Source organism: Pelagerythrobacter marinus (assembly GCF_009827515.1).
Classification (GTDB): domain Bacteria; phylum Pseudomonadota; class Alphaproteobacteria; order Sphingomonadales; family Sphingomonadaceae; genus Pelagerythrobacter; species Pelagerythrobacter marinus.
On the sequence record NZ_WTYO01000004.1, the window covers coordinates 129,775 to 146,326 of the forward strand.

Sequence of the window (16,552 nt, forward strand, 5' to 3'; positions counted from 1 at the left end):
ACTTGCCGTAACTGCCGGGCCGACGGCCGAAGCCGTGCCTGCGAAGCTAAGGAGAGACGATGATCCGCCCCGCCCTTTCCGCCCCCGCCCGCTCCGCGATCGCCCTTTCCGCTGCCGCCCTCGCCTGTGCCTGGGCCGCCCCCGCCGCGGCCGATACCCTGGTGGACAATATCCAGGGCATCACGATCGACACCGATGGCGAGGTGGAAACCTTTACCGGGCTGGTCATCGGCGACGACGGGCGGATCGCGAAAGTCCTGGGCCGGCGCGACAAGCGGCCGCGCGATACCGATTTCCACGTCGATGGCGAAGGGCGCTTCGTGATCCCGGGGATCGTCGATTCGCATCTTCACGTCATGGGTATCGGACTCGCGGCGCTCACGCTCGACCTGTCGGACACGACCTCGCTGGCCGATGCGCAGCAGAAGATCGCCGCCTATGCCGCGGCCAATCCCGGCCGCCGCTGGATCATCGGGCGCGGCTGGAACCAGGAGAAATGGGGCCTGGGCCGGTTCCCGACCGCCGAGGAGCTCGATGCCGCGGTGGCCGACCGCCCCGTCTGGCTGGAGCGGGTGGACGGCCACGCCGGCTGGGCCAACACCGCGGCCATGCGCATCGCGGGGGTGGACGCGGACACGCCCGACCCCGCGGGCGGGCGGATCGAGCGCGTTGCCGGCACGCGCCGCCCGGCGGGCGTGTTTGTCGATGCGGCGAGCGAACTGGTCGCGGCCAGGCTGCCCGCGCTGCGCCCCGAGGACCGCGACCTCGCGCTGCAGAAGGCGCAGGACGCGCTCCTGCGCCAGGGCGTCACGGCCGTTGCAGACATGGGCACGACGATCGAGGACTGGCAATCCTATCGCCGCGCGGGCGACGGCGGCTGGCTGAAGATCCGGATCATGGCCTATGCCGCGGGCACCGGGGCGATGGAACTGATCGGCGGCCCCGGCCCGACCCCGTGGCTCTATGACGACAGGCTGCGGCTGAACGGTGTGAAGATCTACCTCGACGGGGCGCTCGGCTCGCGCGGGGCCTGGCTCAAGCGGCCCTATGCCGACGACCCGGACAATACCGGGCTGCCGCTGCTGACCGGGTCGCAGCTTCGCAACCTGATGAGCCGCGCCGCGCTCGACCGGTTCCAGGTCGCCGTCCACGCCATCGGCGATGCCGCCAATGCCGAGGTGCTGACCGCGATCGACGAGCTTTCGGAAACCTATGAGGGCGACCGCCGCTGGCGAATCGAACATGCTCAGGTCGTCGATCCGGCCGATATCCCCCGCTTCGCGCGGCACGGCACGATCGCCTCGATGCAGCCGGTGCACCAGACCTCCGACCGGCAGATGGCGGAGTTGCGGCTCGATCCGCCGCGTCTCGCGGGTGCCTATGCATGGAAATCGATGACCGGGGGCGGCACTCCGCTGGTCTTCGGATCGGACGCGCCGGTCGAATCGGCCGATCCCTTCGCCGGCCTGGCCGCCGCGATCACGCGGCGCGGGGCCGACGGGCAGCCCTTCGGCGGCTGGTACCCGGCCGAGGCGGTCGGCCGCGAACAGGCGCTCGCCTCGTTCACCAGCCTCGGCGCCTATGCCGGCTTCGCCGAAGGGCGATTCGGCCGGATCGCCGAAGGGGAGTGGGCGGATTTCGTCGTGATCGACACCGACCCGCTGCTCGCCACGCCCGAGGAACTGCGCGCCACCCGGGTCCTGCAGACTTGGGTCGGGGGGGAACGGCTTTTCCTCGCCGGGGAAGCGGCCGACGACTGATCCTGCCGCCGCCCCGGCTGCACGATTGGTCGAAAAGTGCTTCGGCCGCGATACTCTTAGTGCTTTTGCAACCTTATTCGGTGATTGCGCCGATACGGCGAGACTTTTGAGCCACAGTGGTGCCTTTATTGTTTTTCGTCGGGAATTTTGGGTTGTCAGCCCAATGCGCCTGCCTTAGTGGGGGCGACGAGTTTCGAAGTGTTTGAGTGCTCAGGAGACGTATCGATGAAATTCCGCAACGTTCTTGCCGCGACGGCAGCTCTGTCCCTCGCCGCGTCGCCGGCCCTCGCTCAGTCGGCCCCGGTTGCCGATCGTGCGACCGCTCCCGTCGAAGGTGAGAGCGAGATCGCTGGCGGCAGCTCCAGCATCATTCTCGCCATCCTGGCGGCGGCCGCCATCGTGGCCGGCATCGTGATCGCCGTCGACGGCGACGACGATCCCGTCAGCGTCTAATTCGACCGAATCAGAACACGGTTCAGGAAAACGGGGCTTTCGGGCCCCGTTTTTTTGTGCCCGCTTTCCACGGCTGACGCGATCTCCCCTCCGCACGCGCGGCCGCGCGGGACCAACCGCCGGTAGCGCACCGGCCATTGCGGACGATCAGGGCTTCGCGAGGACAACGACCCGGCAAAACCGGGATGGCGCGGTGCGATGCCCCATGCGCGGCAGATGCCCGGCCACGGACCCATCTCTGCCCGGGCGACCTTGCGGCCCACTTCACGGCGGCCCGCCCTCGTTCCGTCATGTCCGCGCAGGCTGGACGGCAGGCGGAATCAGACTTCCTCGCCCGGCGCTTTCGGCGGGGCTGCCCCGGCCTCCGCGCCGATTTCCTCACCCTCCGTCTCCCGCCGCCGCTCGGTAATCCGCATCAGCGCCAGCGATCCTTCGAACAGCAGCAGCAGCGGCAGGGCGAGGATGAGCTGCGAGCCGGGATCGGGCGGCGTGACGATGGCCGAGACGGCGACGACCAGCACGACGACATAGCGCCGCGCCGAAACCAGCTGGGCGCGCGAGACGATGCCCGCGCGGTTGAGCAGCAGCAGCAGGACCGGCAGCAGGAAGCTGATGCCGAAGGCCAGGATGAACTGCATCACCAGCGACAGGTAATTGCCGGTGCCGGGCAGCGCCTCGATATCGAGGCCGCCGACGGTCCCTTCGAAGCCGAGGAACCAGCGAAACGCCGTCGGCATGACGACGTAGTAGGCAAGCGCGGCCCCGCACACGAACAGGATCGGGGTCGCGACCAGGAACGGCAGGAAGGCACGTTTCTCCCGCGCGTAGAGGCCGGGGGCGACGAAGGCCCAGAGCTGGTTGGCAATGATCGGGAAACTGATGAAGAATGCCGCGAAGAGCGCCACCTTCAGTTCGACGAAGAACGCCTCGTAGAGCTGGGTGTAGATGAGCCGCCCCTGCCCCTGGGGGAAAGCGGCGGTCAGCGGGCGGACCAGGAATCCGAAGATGTCGTCGGCGAAATAGAGGCAGACCGCGAAAGCGACCGCGAGCGCGAGGACGCAGCGCAGCAGGCGCGTGCGCAGCTCGATCAGGTGGTCGAGGAGCGGCGCCTGCGTCTCGTCGAGATCGCGCAGTTTCAGTGCCATGTCCGCCCTACCCCACCGGCGGCTTGCCGAGCGGCAGGCCGGGTTGATCCTGGCCGCCGCTTTCGCGATCCGCTTCGCCAATGCCGGCCGCGGGCGGTTCGCCGCGCGCCTCCGCCGAGGCGGGCGTCGCGCCGCCCGAGGGGGCCGCGTGCGAGCCGTCGATATCCGGCGCTTCCATGTCCTGCGGGGGATGCTGGGCCATGATCCGGGCGTTCTGCTCGCGCCATTTCTTCTCCATGTCCTCCATCTCCGCCTCGCGGACCATCGCGTCGATGCCGGTGCGGAAATGGGCCGACACCCGGCGCACCTTGCCGATCCAGCGCCCGGCCGTGCGCAGGGCGAGCGGCATGTCCTTCGGGCCGATCACGAGGATCGCCACGATCGCAATCACCAGGAGCTCGGTTGCGCCGATATCGAACATGGGATCAGGCGGCGCGGCGCAGCCGCATCAGCGGCCCTTGTCGCGCGATTCCGCCGCCTTGGTATCCGCCGCGGCGTCGGACGCGGGCTTGGCCTCGTGCGCGGGGCCTTCGATCCGCGGTGCGGGCTTGTTTTCCTGCCCGTCCTCTTCGTTCATGCCCTGCTTGAAGCTTTTGATTCCCTTGCCGAAATCCCCCATCATCTCGGAAATGCGGCCGCGCCCGAACAGCACGAGGATGACGAGCGCGATGATGATAAGCTGCCAGGGGCCGAGCGACATGGGTAACCTTTCCGATTGCTTTGGCCCATTATAGGCGCTCGCCCCGCCCGTTGCCAGCGGCGAAGGCAGCGATCAGTGTTCCGGCGAACGCTGCGGCGCGGCGGCCCCGCTGCCGGCCCGGCTCTCGTCCGCGCCGCAATCGTCCGGGCCCAGCTCGTCCGGCACCTGATCATCCGGCGCCTGATCGTCAGGCACCCCGCCTTCGGGCTCCCCGTCCCCCGCGGCCCGTTCCTGCGAGACGATGGCATCGTAGGCGTCATCGACCGGGTCGAGCAGGCCGGCGGCGCGCAACTCGTCGATGCCGGGCAGGTCGCGGCGCGATTCGAGGCCGAAGTGCTGGAGGAACTCGGGCGTTGTTGCATAGATCACCGGCCTTCCCGGCACCTCGCGCCGGCCGGCCGCGCGCACCCAGCCCGCCTCCATCAGCACGTCGAGCGTGCCTGAGGAGGTCTGGACGCCGCGAATCGATTCGATTTCCGCCCGGCTGACCGGCTCGTGATAGGCCACGATCGCCAGGACCTCGGTCGCCGCGCGGCTGAGTCGGCGGACCTGTTCGCGCTCCCGCCGCAGCAGGTGGGCAAGATCGGGCGCGGTCTGGAAATGCCACCGCTTGCCGCGCTCCACCAGTTCGATCCCCCGGCCTGCATAGTGCCCCGCCAGTTCGCGCAACGCCCGGCGGACCGCGGCCGGCTCCGCATCGCCGAGGTGGCCCGCGAGCGCTTCCACCGTCATCGGTTCTTCGGCCGCGAACAGCGTGGCTTCCACCGCGCGCTGGAGATCGTCCACCGCCCCGCTCATCCCGGCGCCCGCCGCAAACGCAGGGGGCCGAAGGTTTCCTGCTGGTCCAGCTCCGCCTTGCCGAGCCGGGCGAGTTCGAGCGCGGCGACGAAGCTCGATGCCAGGGCGGAACGGCGCAGGCGCGGTTCGGCGTGCGGCGGCAGGAAGTCGCGCAGTTCCATCCAGTCCAGAGTCACGCCAAGCATGGCCGAAACCCGGTCCAGCGCCGATTCGAGCGTCATCACCGGCCGTTCGCGCACCATGTGGATCGCCGGTGCCGTGCGGGCCTTGACGCGGCCATAGGCCTGGACGAGCGCGTACCAGTCGCACGTCCAGCGCGTCGTCCGGTCGATCCGCAGGCCTTCGGGCGCCGGCCGCAGGAAGACGTCGCGCCCGATGCGGTCGCGCGCCATCAGCCGCGCCGCCGCCTCGCGCATGGCGCCCAGCCGCTGGAGGCGCAGTTGCAGGCGCAGGGCCAGCTCTTCCGGGCTCGGGTCCTCCTGCTCCTCCCTGGGCAGCAGCAAGGCGGACTTGAGGTAGGCGAGCCAGGCCGCCATCACCAGGTAATCGGCCGCCAGTTCCAGCCGCAACGCCTCGGCCCGCTCGATATAGTCGAGGTACTGGTCGACCAGCGCGAGGATCGAGATCGAGCGCAAGTCCACCTTCTGCCGCCGCGCGAGATCGAGCAGGAGATCGAGGGGCCCTTCCCACCCGTCGAGCTCGAGGTAGAGCGCGGTTTCCTCGCCCTCGCGCGTGCCGGGGCCGTCCCAGCCGCTTTCCGGCCTTTGCGACGGCGTTTCGCCGACGACGGAGCCGGCCTCGTTCACGCGGCCTTCCCGGCTTGCGAAAGCAGCGCGTCGCGCTTGGCAATAAGCGCGCGCCGCCTCTCCGCGTCGTCCACCGGCGCTGTACTTTCGAGCGCCGTCCCTTCGAGAGCGCGGGCCAGCCGCTCGCGCGTGCGCGGGCCGGCCGGCGGGAGGCCGTTTGCCATGGCCGCCATGTCGTTCATCCTCGCCCAGCAGTTCAGCACCAGGTCGCAACCGGCCGCAATCGCCCGTTCGGCGCGTTCGAAGACCGATCCGGACAGGGCCTCCATGTCGATGTCGTCGGTGAGCAGGAGGCCGTCGAACCCGATCCGGCCCCGGATCACGTCACCGATCACCTTGGGCGAGAGCGTGGCCGGGTTCTCCCCGTCCCAGGCGGCGAACAGCAAGTGCCCGGTCATCCCGACCGGGGCGTGCGACAGCGCCGCGAACGGCGCGAGATCGGTTTCCAGCTCTTCCGCGCTGGCGGTGACGGTGGGCAGCTCCTTGTGCGTGTCGGTGCTCGAACGGCCGTGGCCCGGCATGTGCTTGATGCAGCCGGCCACCCCGCCCCGAGCCAGCCCGTCGAGGATCGCCCGCCCCAGCGCGGCGACCTGCATCGGCGTATCGCCCAGCGCGCGGTCGCCGATCACGTCGTGCGCGCCTTCCTGCCGGACGTCGAGCGGCGGATGGCAGTCCACGGTAATGCCCATTGCCGAAAGCTCCAGCGCCATCGCCTCCGCATTGACGCGGGCCGCCTCGATCGCGCTCGCCGGGGCCAGGCGATAGAGGCGGTCGAACGCCTCGCCTGTGGGATAGTCGCCCCAGTGCGGCGGGCGCAGCCGGGCGACGCGCCCCCCTTCCTGGTCGATGCAGATGAACAGCCGCTCGCGCCCGTGGAGATCGCGCAGGCTGTCGGTCAGCGCGCGCAACTGTTGCGGCGTTTCGCAATTGCGGCCGAAAAGGATGTAGCCGGCCGGATCGGCCTCGCGGAAAAAGGCACGCTCTTCCGTTGTCAGCGCAGTCCCGGACAATCCGAAAATGGCGGGCGTCATGGCCCGGGGTTCGCAGCTATCGCCGCCGACCGCAAGCGCGCCCTGCGCTTGCGATGTGCAAAACGCGCGTCCCCCGCGCGGCCCTGTCGCCGAAGCCGGCTGTCAGCGCCCGCTGTCCCGAGGCGGACCTGCCCGGTCAGCGCTTGACCTGGCAGGCGACCCCGTCGGACTGCAAGGCGTCGCACAGCCGCTTCGCGGCGGCGACATCGTCGGCGACGGCCTGGAGGCGATAGACCTTGCCGATATCGGCCTGCCCTTCCACCACCCGGTGGCGCACGCCGCTCAGCGCGTTGGTCTGGCGCGTCAGCGTGGTCCAGCCCCGCTGCGCCAGCTCGCGGGTGGAAAACGCGCCGACCTGCACGCCGACGCCGGCGGGGGCCTGGTTCGTCTCGCCGCCATCGCCATCGCCGTCTTCGCCGTCGGCCGCCGCGGGCGCAGGCTCGCTCTCGGCCAGGCGGCCTTCGCGGGTTTCGCCTTCGCCGATCGCGGGCGCGATGTCGCCGGTGCCTTCCGCGATCCGGCCGCCGGGATTCTCGGGCCGTTCCTTGTACGGCCCTTCGGGCGCCTCGATCGTGCTGCCGTCGGCGACCGCTTCGCCCGCGGAGTCGCGGTTGAGCAGGTACCACCCGCCCCCCAGGAGCGCGGCGAGCACCACCAGGGCCACCAGGACGAAACCGACGATACGGCCGGTATCGACGCCCGGCTCCTCGTCCTCGTAATCGGCCGATTCGAGCCAGGGCAGGCGTTCGTCCTCGTCGAGTTCGAGCCGCCCGTCGTCGGTGGCCTCGCCCTCTTCCCAGGTCTCTTCCGCCGGCTCTTCGCCCTCGTATTCCCCGTCGCGCCCCGCCATGCTCACATCTCCTCCACGGCCTCCACCCCCAGCAGGGCCAGGCCATTGCGTATTACCTGCCCGATCTGCGCGGCGAGGAAAAGCCTCGCCGCGGTCAGCTCGTTGTCATGTGCCACGATGAAGCGCTTCGCCGGGTCGTCGTTGCCGAGGTTCCAGTAGGCATGGAACGCCGCCGCGAGGTCGTAGAGGAAGAACGCGATCCGGTGCGGCTCGCGCGCCTGGGCCGCGGCCTCGACCACGCGCGGGAACTGGGCCGCCTGCTTGACCAGGGCAAGCTCCTCGCCGCCCAGCCGGTCGAGCGCGTCCGGGGCGGGCGCCACGCCCTCCGCCGCCCCCTTGCGCAAGGTCGAGCTGATCCGGGCATGGGCATACTGCACGTAGAAGACGGGGTTGTCCTTCGACGCCTCGACCACCTTGGCGAAGTCGAAGTCCATCTGCGCCTCGGGCTTGCGCGTCAGCATCGTGAAACGCACGACGTCCTTGCCCACTTCGCGCACGACGTCGGCGAGCGTGACGAAAGTGCCGGCGCGCTTCGACATCTTCACCGGTTCGCCGCCGCGCAGGAGCTGGACCATCTGGACCAGCTTCACGTCGAACGGGATCGTCCTGCCGCCCGCGCCTTCGCTCAGCGCGGCGACGGCCGCCTTGATCCGCTTGACCGTGCCCGCGTGGTCCGCGCCCCAGATGTCGATCAGGGCGTCGGCCCCTTCGGCCTTCTGCATGTGATAGGCGAGGTCCGCCCCGAAATAGGTCCAGCTGCCGTCGCTCTTGCGGATCGGGCGGTCCTGGTCGTCGCCGAACCGGGTGGAACGGAACAGCGGCAGCTCGACCGGCTCCCAGTCTTCCGGCGTTTTGCCCTTGGGCGCTTCGAGCAGGCCGTCATAGACGAGATCGTGCTCGCGCAGCCAGGCCTCGGCCGCTTCGGGCTTCCCCGCACGCTGCAGCTCGGCTTCCGAGGCGAAGACGTCGTGATGAATGCCCAGCAGCGCGAGGTCCGCGCGGATCAGCGCCATCATCTCGGCAACCGCGCGCTCGCGGAACAGCGGCAGCCAGTCGCCTTCGGGCCGGTCGCGGTGGGCATCGCCGAACTCGGCGGCCAGCGCCTCGCCCACCGGCTTCAGGTAGTCGCCGGGATAGAGGCCTTCGGGGATCGCGCCGATATCCTCGCCCAGCGCCTCGCGATAGCGCAAGTGGGCGGAACGGGCGAGCACGTCCACCTGCCCGCCAGCATCGTTGACGTAGTATTCGCGGACGACCTCGTGCCCGGCGAATTCCAGCAGGGCCGCCAGGGCATCGCCGACCACGGCCCCGCGGCAATGCCCCATGTGCATGGGGCCGGTCGGGTTGGCCGAGACATATTCGATATTGACCCGCTGGCCCGCGCCCATCGCGGACCGGCCATAATCGCTGCCAAGCCCTGCGATCGCGCCGATCTCGCGCCGCCACGCGGAATCGGCCAGCCGCATGTTGATGAAACCGGGGCCGGCGATGCCGGCGCTTTCGATTTGGGCGTCCCGGCCCAGGTGCTCGACGATCCTTTCGGCAAGGGCGCGCGGGTTCGTCGCGGCCTGTTTGGCCAGGACCATCGCGGCATTGGTCGCCAGGTCGCCGTGGCTCGCATCGCGCGGCGGCTCAACGGTGACATTGGCGCGCGAAACGCCGGCGGGCAGCACCCCCTCGGCTTCCAGCGCGGCGAGAACGGCATCGACTTTCGCCGCGAAGGCGGCGTGGAGGGTCTTTCTATCCGACATGGCCCGCGCGGTTAGACGAAATGGGGCGAAGCGCAAGCATGCGCCGCCTGCCCGGCCGCCATGACGGCGCCGCTAGCGCGTGGCGTTGTAGGCCAGTTGTTCCTCGGTCAGCTGGAAGCCGACGAGCAGTTCGAACGTCGCCCGGTTCAGCGCGGCGCGCACTTCGGGGTTGGCCAGCGGGTCGAGCGCAGCGTCGGGATCGCCCGCGCGACGGCGGCGCGTGATGCGTTCGCGGATGTCGTCGGGCAGCGTGGCCGCCGCGCGATCGACGAAGGCGCCCGCGACGGCGCGGGCCTGCGCCCGTTCCTGCCCCGGCGCGAAATCAATCACCACCGTGCCCAGCCGCTTCGACTGGACCGCCGAACCGCCGCGCAGGACGGTGGCGAAATAGGGCAATTCCACCCGGCGCGCCTCGCGCGTGTCGCTACGGCGGGCGAGAACGTCGAACGTCGCCTCGCTATAGATGCGCTCGCCCCCCTGCTCGTTGCAGGTGGAACGCAAGTTGGTGATCGAGGCGGTGACGTCGATGTCGGCCGCGTTGCGGCTGCCCGGCGTGCGGAAGGTCGTGATGTCGCCGGTATAGTCGGGCACGCCGACGGCGGGGCACGGGGTGCGCACGGCGGTAATGCCCACGCCCTGGTCGATGACGAGGTCACCCTCCCCCGCACAGGCCGCCAGGGCTGCGGCGAGAGCTACGGGGGCTAGGGCGCGGCGGCTCGGGATCATGCAAGGCTTCCTTCGAATTCCAGTGACGCCGCCCTAGCGGCGCGAGCGGCAAAGCGCTAGAGGCGCGGACATGAATGCCCCATTGCAGACCGCTGCGCGCCCCGACGAACGGCCGGCGCTGACCCTGCTGATCGCCGCGCCGCGCGGGTTCTGCGCCGGGGTGGACCGCGCGATCGAGATCGTCGAACGCGCGCTGGAGCGGTACGGCCCGCCGGTCTACGTGCGGCACGAGATCGTCCACAACCGCTATGTCGTCGATGGCCTGAAGGCCAAGGGCGCCGTGTTCGTGGAAGAGCTGGACGCCGTGCCCGACGGCGCACCGGTGGTGTTCAGCGCGCACGGCGTGCCCAAGGCCGTCCCGGCGGAGGCCGAACGGCGCGGGCTCGACTATCTCGACGCCACCTGTCCGCTGGTCAGCAAGGTGCACCGGCAGGCGGAACGCCAGATCGAGGCCGGGCGCCATATCCTCTTCATCGGCCACAAGGGGCATCCCGAAGTCGTGGGAACGATGGGCCAGGTGCCTCAAGGCACGATGACGCTGGTCGAAACGATCGACGACGTCGCCGGGCTGGCCTTCTCGACCGAGGAACCGCTTGCCTACCTGACGCAGACCACCCTTTCGGTGGAGGACACGCGCAACATCGTCGCGGCGCTGCAGGAACGCTTTCCCCAGATCGTCGGCCCGCGCGCGGAAGATATCTGCTACGCCACCTCGAACCGCCAGGCCGCGGTCAAGGCGATCGCGCCCGACAGCGATCTCGTGCTGGTGATCGGGGCGCCCAATTCGTCCAATTCGCTCCGCCTGGTCGAAGTCGCCGAACGATGCGGGACCGCTGCCCGCCTGATCCAGCGTGCCAGCGACATCGAACCCGAATGGCTGGAAGGCATCGGCACCGTCGGCCTGACCGCCGGTGCCTCCGCCCCCGAAACCCTGGTTCGCGAAGTGGTGGACCGCCTGTCGCAGTGGCGCACGGTGGAAGAACACACGCTCGTGACGGCGGAAGAGAAAATGGTGTTCAAGCTCCCGCGCCAGCTGGCGGACTGAGGCCCCGCGTGGCGGTTTACACGCACCTCGGCGCGGAAGACCTGGCCGCGCTGATCGCCCATTACGACGTCGGTACGCTGGTTTCGGCCAAGGGGATCGCCGAGGGCGTTTCCAACAGCAACTGGCTGATCGAAACCGATCGCGCGCGCTATATCCTGACGATGTATGAACGGCGGATCGAGCTGGACGACCTGCCGTTCTTCCTCGGCCTGCTCGATCACCTGTCGGCCGCGGGCTGCCCGGTGCCGCGCACGATCCACGACCGCGAGGGGCGCGGCTGGCGCATGCTCGACGGCAAGGCGATCGCCCTGATCGAGTTCCTGCCCGGCGTCTCGGTCGATCACCCGACCGCGCAGCAGGCCCACGCCGTCGGCATGGCGCTGGGGCAGTTGCACATCGCCTCGGCAAGCTATCGCGGATCGCGCGCCAACGACTTGCGGCCGCGCGACTGGCAGGCCCTGTTCGACAGGTGCGGGGCGGACCTCGCGCGGATCGACCCGGAACTGGCAGGGCTGACCGCCCGGCACATGCCCGACCTGCTCGACCGCTGGCCGCAGGGGCTGCCGGAAACGGTGATCCACGCCGACCTGTTTCCCGACAATGTCCTGATGCTGGGCGATCGGGTCGGCGGGTTGATCGATTTCTATTTCGCCTGCCGCGACTTCGCCGCCTACGATGTCGCGGTGACCCACGCGGCGTGGGCGTTCGATCCCACCGGCGCGCATTACCGGGAGGAGATCGGGCGGGCGCTGATCGCCGGATACGAACGGGTGCGCCCGCTCTCGGAAGAGGAACGGGCCGCCCTGCCGCTGCTGGCCAGGGGAGCTGCCATGCGCTTCGTCGCGACGCGCGCCTTCGACTGGCTGGACACGCCCGACGATGCCCTGGTGACGCGCAAGGACCCGATGGATTTCGCCCGGCGCGTGCAGTTTTACGCCGAAGCGGGCATGGCCCCCTTTGACCTGCAGGGCCGATCGGGCAATTGACGGCGGCGATGAAACAGGTCGAGATCTTCACCGACGGCGCGTGCAAGGGCAATCCCGGCCCCGGGGGCTGGGCTGCCTTGCTGCGCATGGGACGGCACGAAAAGGAGCTGGCCGGCGCCGAAAGCGACACGACCAACAACCGGATGGAACTGACCGCGGCGATACGCGGCCTTCAGGCCCTGACCGAGCCGTGCCGGGTCACGCTCTATTCCGACAGCAAGTACGTGCTCGACGGGATCACGCGCTGGGTGGAGGGATGGCAGCGGCGCGGGTGGAAGACGGCCAGCAAGAAGCCCGTCCGCAATGCCGACCTGTGGCACGAGCTGATCGAGGCCGCGGCCCGCCACGACATGCAATGGCGCTGGGTCAAGGGCCACGACGGCCATCCGGAAAACGAGCGGGTGGACCGCCTCGCCAGCGACGAGGCGGACCGGATCGCCCGCGAAGGCGAATAGCCTGCCGGCCGGTCAGCTTTCGTCGACGGTTTCCGCGCCGGGCCCGTTCTTCTTGATCGATTCGATCGCGTTCTTGGCGTTGGCCTTGCTGGAATAGCCTTCGGTCCAGAAGATCGCTTCGGAATTGTACATGAAGTAGGCGACGAATTCGCCGGCCTTGTTCTTCTTGATCTTGAAGTGGTGGGCCATCGCAGAAAATTCTCCCGAACCGTGAAAACCGGCCGGCACCCTAACAAATGTCAGCCCGATTGCTACCCGCTGCCGGCCGCGAAACGCGCGGGGGCATAGAGATCGGCGTCCAGCCGCTCGGTCATCGCGTCGCGCGGGCGCCCCAGCACGAGTTGCGCGCCCAGGCGCGCCGCCGCCGGCGCGGTCTGGATGCCGAAGCCGCCCTGCCCGGCGAACCAGAAGAACGCGCCGTCGCCCGGGTCGAACCCGTAGACCGGCCGCCGGTCGGGGGCGAAGCTGCGCAGCCCGGCCCACTTGCGCTCGACCGCCTCGACCCGCCAGTCGACCACCTCCTGCAAGGCGGCCACGGCCTGGGCCACGGCCAGTTCTCCGGGCGCCGTGTCGCACGGCGCCGATGGCGTTTCGTCCTGCGGGCTCAGCCACAGGCGGCCGTTCTCCGGCTTGAAGTAGAACGCGCCGCCGATGTCGAGCACCAACGGCAGGTCCGGCGAAGGCTGCGGATCGACCCGCACTTGCGCCACGGTGCGTTGCAGCGGCGCGATGCCCAGCGCGGCGACGCCCGCCATTTCCGCCACTTCGTCGGCCCAGGCCCCGGCCGCATCGATCAGCAGGTCCGCTTCGAACCGGGCGCCGCGCTCGGTCGCGACGGTCCAGCCGCCCGCCCGGCGAACGACCTGCGACACCCGCGCGCGCAGTTCCACCGTGCCGCCTGCCCGCCGCAGTTCGGCGAGGTAATGGGCGTGGAGCCCGGCCACGTCGATATCGGCGCAGGCTTCTTCCCACACGCCGCCGGTCCAGCCGTCGCGCAGGCCGGGCACCTGCGCCGCGACCCCTTCGCGCCCGAGCCGCTCCAGCGTGGCCCCGCTGTCGGTGAAGCGCGCCATGAAAGCGTCGAGTTCGCCGCGCTGCCCCTCGCGCCCGATGTAGAGCGCGCCGCGCCGCGCGAGAAAGCCCCGTTCGCGCAAGTACGCGCCGGATGCGAGCGTCAGCGGGACGATACCGCGGCCGCCATAGCATTCTTCCCAGAACGCGGCGGAGCGGCCGGTGGCGTGGTACCCGGGCCGGTCTTCCGCCTCCAGCACCACGACCCGCGCGTGGGGGGCGAGTTCGGCCCCCAGGCTGGCCCCGGCCATTCCCCCGCCGACAATGGCGATGTCGAACCGTTCGGACATTGCCCTACCCTTCGCGCGCGGCCGGTGCGGCGCGGTCGAGGAACGCGGCGATCGCTTCCATCGCGCGGTCGCGAACGGGATCGACCTCGCGCAGGATCTCGTGCCGCGCCTCGTTGCCGAACCGGACCAGTTCGCCTGCCGGCAGGCGCCGCGCGGCAGCCTCGATCGCGATCATGTCCACCAGCTTGTCGTTGGTCGTGCCGAGCAGGAGGACCGGCTGGCCGATCGCTTCCAGCACGTCGGGCGCGTCCAGCCCGCGCATCGATTCGTAAGCGCGCTCGACCCAGCCCCAGCTGCCCGGCCCCATGACAAGCTCCGGCCGCCGTTCGCGCCACCACAGCTCGTCGGCGTAACGATCCGCGTCGTGGGTCAGCAGGTTGATCCGGGTGACGGGCACTTCGCCCGGCTTCTCGCTCCATTTCCAGGCCGGCCGCGCCGGATCGCCGAAGCGCTTCATCGCGCCGGCAATGCGGTGCATCCAGCTGACCGGCAGCACGCTGCCGTAGAAGCCCAGCATCGGGGCCGAAAGCACCACCGCGTCCGGCCCGACCCGCCCTTCGGCCAGCGCGCGGAGGACCAGGTGGCCGCCCATCGAATGGCCGATCAGGACATGGGGGCCGGGAGTCTCCGCCCGCCAGAGCCGCCACAAGTGCGCGAGATCGTCCACCCAGCGGGAAAAGTCGTCGACGTGGCCCGTCACCGCGTCGTTGCCCAGGCGGCCCGAACCTGCCTGGCCGCGCCAGTCGGATGCCGTCACACGCCAGCCGGCACGGTGCCACTGTTCCAGCGCCTCGAGATATTTCTCGTAACAGTCGCCGCGCCCGGGAAGGAACAGGATCGATCCGCGCTTCCCGCCGGCTGCGCCGGGCCAGTCGATCCGGCGAATGGCATGTTCGTCGGGCGCCATCCAGCGCCCCTCGGCCGCGTGGGCCGGAATGGCGCGGCGATCGATCCCGGCACTGTGGGAAGAGGCCTCGTCAGCGTGGCTAATGCCGTCCTCCTGGGGGTGGTTACTATTTGGTAAGCGCTAGGCCCTAGCATCGAGGCCGAAGGGGCACCATCGGGGGGTTCGATGCCGGAAGGCCATTTCCACTACGTACTGCTTGCCGGCTTGGCAATCGCGCTGGTTATCGCCGCGTTCACCGATATTCGCCGGCGCCAGATCGACAACTGGCTGACCCTGGGAATCGCGCTGGCCGCGCCCCTGTTCTGGTGGGCCGGCGGCGTCTCGCTGTGGCCCGGCGTCGCGATCCAGCTGGGCGTCGCGCTGGCCGTTTTCGCCGTTCTCGCCGGCCTGTTCGCGCTGGGATGGATGGGCGGCGGCGACGTGAAGCTGCTGACCGCGCTGGCGCTGTGGATAGAGCCGGGCATCTTCGTCCAGTTGCTGATCGTCATGGCCCTGGCCGGCGGGGTGCTCACCGTGGCCATGGGCGCATGGCACGTCATGCGGCGCCAGCGCGACCGCCTGGCCGTGCCCTATGGCGTCGCGATCTCGTTCGGCGGCCTCTGGGTCCTGTGCACCCATTACCTGCCGCGGACTGATTTCACGGGAATTTTGGGGTGAACCCGATCTTAACCAGTCGGCCGCTAGAGCCGACCGGCACATCCGCCCGCACTTTCCGCGGGCAATACGAGGGGGCTTGGTAAGCCATGGATAGGAAGAAGCTGGTTCTGCTGCTCGGCGCGCTGGTCATCGCGATCGCCACTGCGCTTGCGGCGCGCAGCATGTTTGCCGGGGCCTCCGCGCCCCGTGCCGAGGCGGCACAGCCCGTGCCGCAGGGGCCCAAGGTCCTGGTCGCCCAGCGCGCGCTGCCGACCGGCACGATCATTACCGCCGATGCTCTCGGCTTCCAGATGTGGCCCGAAGAGCTGGTGCAGGACGCCTATTTCCTCGATGGCGAATCGGACATTACCAAGCTGCTCGGCACGGTCGTGCGGCACCCGATCACGGCCGGCGAGCCGGTGACCCAGGGCTCGCTGGTCAGCCCGGGCGACAGCGGCTTCCTCGCCGCCGCGCTCGGCCCCGGGATGCGGGCGGTGACCGTCCCCGTCTCGGCCAAGACCGGCGTGGCCGGCTTCGTCTTCCCGGGCGACCGGGTGGACCTCGTCCTGACCCAGGCGGTCAAGGGCGACGACGGCCAGTCGCTCAAGGCATCCGAAACGATCCTGCGCAACCTGCGCGTCCTCGCGACCGACCAGTCCACGACCCAGGAAACGGTCGACGGCAAGACGGTCGTGCGCGCCTTCCGCACCGTCACCCTCGAGGTGACGCCCAAGATCGCCGAGAAAGTCGCCGTCGCGCAGACGATCGGCACGCTCAGCCTCTCGCTGCGCTCGATCGCCGACAGCCAGTCCGAACTCGAACGCGCGATCGCCGCGGGCGACATCAAGGTGCCCGACGACGCGACGCCGGAGGAAGAGGAAAAGCTGCTGGCCGAGGCGATGGCCCGGCCGATCGACCAGGGCAGCACTTACGTGACCGGCGGCGACGTATCGCGCTTCCAGCGGTCCTCGATGCCCAGCACGCGCCCCTCCGCCCCGACGGTCGCCGCGGTCCCGCGCGCCATCGGCGACAACCGCGCCGATCGCGCCCCGGCGCCGAGCGGCCCCGTGGTCCGCGTGACCCGCGGCAAGGACACGGTCGAAGTCCCGGTGGGGACGAAGTGACCATGCGCCGGCCCAGCA

19 protein-coding genes are annotated in these 16,552 nt (G+C 69.9%); 7 read left to right on the forward strand and 12 right to left on the reverse strand.

From position 1 onward, the window contains the following. Positions 1-59: 59 nt before the first annotated feature. Together GRI72_RS10105 and GRI72_RS10110 are read left to right on the forward strand one after the other, a co-directional pair. Positions 60-1,760: an amidohydrolase gene (locus GRI72_RS10105; protein WP_160733804.1), complete on the forward strand. Its 1,701-nt coding sequence runs from the start codon at positions 60-62 to the stop codon at positions 1,758-1,760. Positions 1,761-1,985: 225 nt separating this feature from the next. Then, a complete protein-coding gene (locus GRI72_RS10110; protein WP_160733805.1) occupies positions 1,986-2,213 on the forward strand; it encodes a hypothetical protein in 228 nt (75 codons plus the stop codon). Positions 2,214-2,533: 320 nt separating this feature from the next. Here GRI72_RS10110 and tatC read toward each other — a convergent pair whose 3' ends face one another. From tatC to GRI72_RS10155, 9 genes are all read right to left on the reverse strand, one after another. After that, entirely contained in the window at positions 2,534-3,358 is an 825-nt protein-coding gene (tatC, locus tag GRI72_RS10115; RefSeq protein ID WP_160733806.1) for a twin-arginine translocase subunit TatC, read from the reverse strand. 7 nt (positions 3,359-3,365) lie between these two features. Continuing rightward, the gene (gene tatB, locus GRI72_RS10120; protein ID WP_160733807.1) at positions 3,366-3,779 is read right to left on the reverse strand and encodes a Sec-independent protein translocase protein TatB; all 414 of its coding nucleotides are present in this window, start codon (positions 3,777-3,779) and stop codon (positions 3,366-3,368) included. 27 nt (positions 3,780-3,806) lie between these two features. After that, positions 3,807-4,058 (reverse strand): twin-arginine translocase TatA/TatE family subunit, encoded by a 252-nt coding sequence (tatA, locus tag GRI72_RS10125; RefSeq protein WP_160733808.1) that lies wholly within the window; start codon positions 4,056-4,058, stop codon positions 3,807-3,809. Between the two features lie 72 nt (positions 4,059-4,130). Then, positions 4,131-4,856, reverse strand: coding sequence for an SMC-Scp complex subunit ScpB (scpB, locus tag GRI72_RS10130; RefSeq protein ID WP_160733809.1), 726 nt, complete (start codon positions 4,854-4,856; stop codon positions 4,131-4,133). Then, complete coding sequence (locus GRI72_RS10135; RefSeq protein ID WP_160733810.1) at positions 4,853-5,662, reverse strand: segregation/condensation protein A; 810 nt, start codon at positions 5,660-5,662, stop codon at positions 4,853-4,855. The genes scpB and GRI72_RS10135 overlap by 4 nt, the downstream gene beginning before the upstream one ends. Next, positions 5,659-6,693, reverse strand: a complete 1,035-nt coding sequence (gene nagZ, locus GRI72_RS10140) for a beta-N-acetylhexosaminidase (protein WP_160733811.1) — start codon at positions 6,691-6,693, stop codon at positions 5,659-5,661. The genes GRI72_RS10135 and nagZ overlap by 4 nt, the downstream gene beginning before the upstream one ends. Before the next feature lie 136 nt (positions 6,694-6,829). Beyond that, entirely contained in the window at positions 6,830-7,543 is a 714-nt protein-coding gene (locus tag GRI72_RS10145; protein ID WP_160733812.1) for an SPOR domain-containing protein, read from the reverse strand. Between the two features lie 2 nt (positions 7,544-7,545). Further along, a complete protein-coding gene (argS, locus tag GRI72_RS10150; protein ID WP_160733813.1) occupies positions 7,546-9,294 on the reverse strand; it encodes an arginine--tRNA ligase in 1,749 nt (582 codons plus the stop codon). A 72-nt stretch (positions 9,295-9,366) separates the two neighbouring features. Beyond that, complete coding sequence (locus GRI72_RS10155; RefSeq protein ID WP_160733814.1) at positions 9,367-10,020, reverse strand: hypothetical protein; 654 nt, start codon at positions 10,018-10,020, stop codon at positions 9,367-9,369. Between the two features lie 70 nt (positions 10,021-10,090). On the opposite strand from GRI72_RS10155, the gene ispH reads away from it, so the two are divergent. The 3 genes from ispH to rnhA are packed head-to-tail and all read left to right on the forward strand — an operon-like array spanning position 10,091 to position 12,506. After that, positions 10,091-11,065 (forward strand): 4-hydroxy-3-methylbut-2-enyl diphosphate reductase, encoded by a 975-nt coding sequence (gene ispH / locus GRI72_RS10160; RefSeq protein WP_160733815.1) that lies wholly within the window; start codon positions 10,091-10,093, stop codon positions 11,063-11,065. An 8-nt stretch (positions 11,066-11,073) separates the two neighbouring features. Further along, positions 11,074-12,051 (forward strand): homoserine kinase, encoded by a 978-nt coding sequence (gene thrB, locus GRI72_RS10165; RefSeq protein ID WP_160733816.1) that lies wholly within the window; start codon positions 11,074-11,076, stop codon positions 12,049-12,051. Between the two features lie 8 nt (positions 12,052-12,059). Next, entirely contained in the window at positions 12,060-12,506 is a 447-nt protein-coding gene (gene rnhA / locus GRI72_RS10170; protein WP_160733817.1) for a ribonuclease HI, read from the forward strand. A gap of 12 nt (positions 12,507-12,518) precedes the next feature. On the opposite strand, the gene GRI72_RS10175 is transcribed toward rnhA, so the two are convergent. The 3 genes from GRI72_RS10175 to GRI72_RS10185 all read right to left on the reverse strand — a co-directional run bounded on the left by GRI72_RS10175 (position 12,519) and on the right by GRI72_RS10185 (position 14,774). Next, the gene (locus GRI72_RS10175; RefSeq protein WP_160733818.1) at positions 12,519-12,695 is read right to left on the reverse strand and encodes a YegP family protein; all 177 of its coding nucleotides are present in this window, start codon (positions 12,693-12,695) and stop codon (positions 12,519-12,521) included. 62 nt (positions 12,696-12,757) lie between these two features. Then, complete coding sequence (locus GRI72_RS10180; protein WP_160733819.1) at positions 12,758-13,867, reverse strand: NAD(P)/FAD-dependent oxidoreductase; 1,110 nt, start codon at positions 13,865-13,867, stop codon at positions 12,758-12,760. Positions 13,868-13,871: 4 nt separating this feature from the next. Then, positions 13,872-14,774 (reverse strand): alpha/beta fold hydrolase, encoded by a 903-nt coding sequence (locus GRI72_RS10185; protein WP_160733820.1) that lies wholly within the window; start codon positions 14,772-14,774, stop codon positions 13,872-13,874. Positions 14,775-14,939: 165 nt separating this feature from the next. Here GRI72_RS10185 and GRI72_RS10190 point away from each other — a divergent pair, with 165 nt between their 5' ends. Together GRI72_RS10190 and cpaB are read left to right on the forward strand one after the other, a co-directional pair. Next, positions 14,940-15,431, forward strand: coding sequence for an A24 family peptidase (locus tag GRI72_RS10190; protein ID WP_160733821.1), 492 nt, complete (start codon positions 14,940-14,942; stop codon positions 15,429-15,431). Between the two features lie 86 nt (positions 15,432-15,517). After that, positions 15,518-16,534, forward strand: a complete 1,017-nt coding sequence (gene cpaB / locus GRI72_RS10195) for a Flp pilus assembly protein CpaB (protein ID WP_160733822.1) — start codon at positions 15,518-15,520, stop codon at positions 16,532-16,534. Positions 16,535-16,552: the final 18 nt, after the last annotated feature.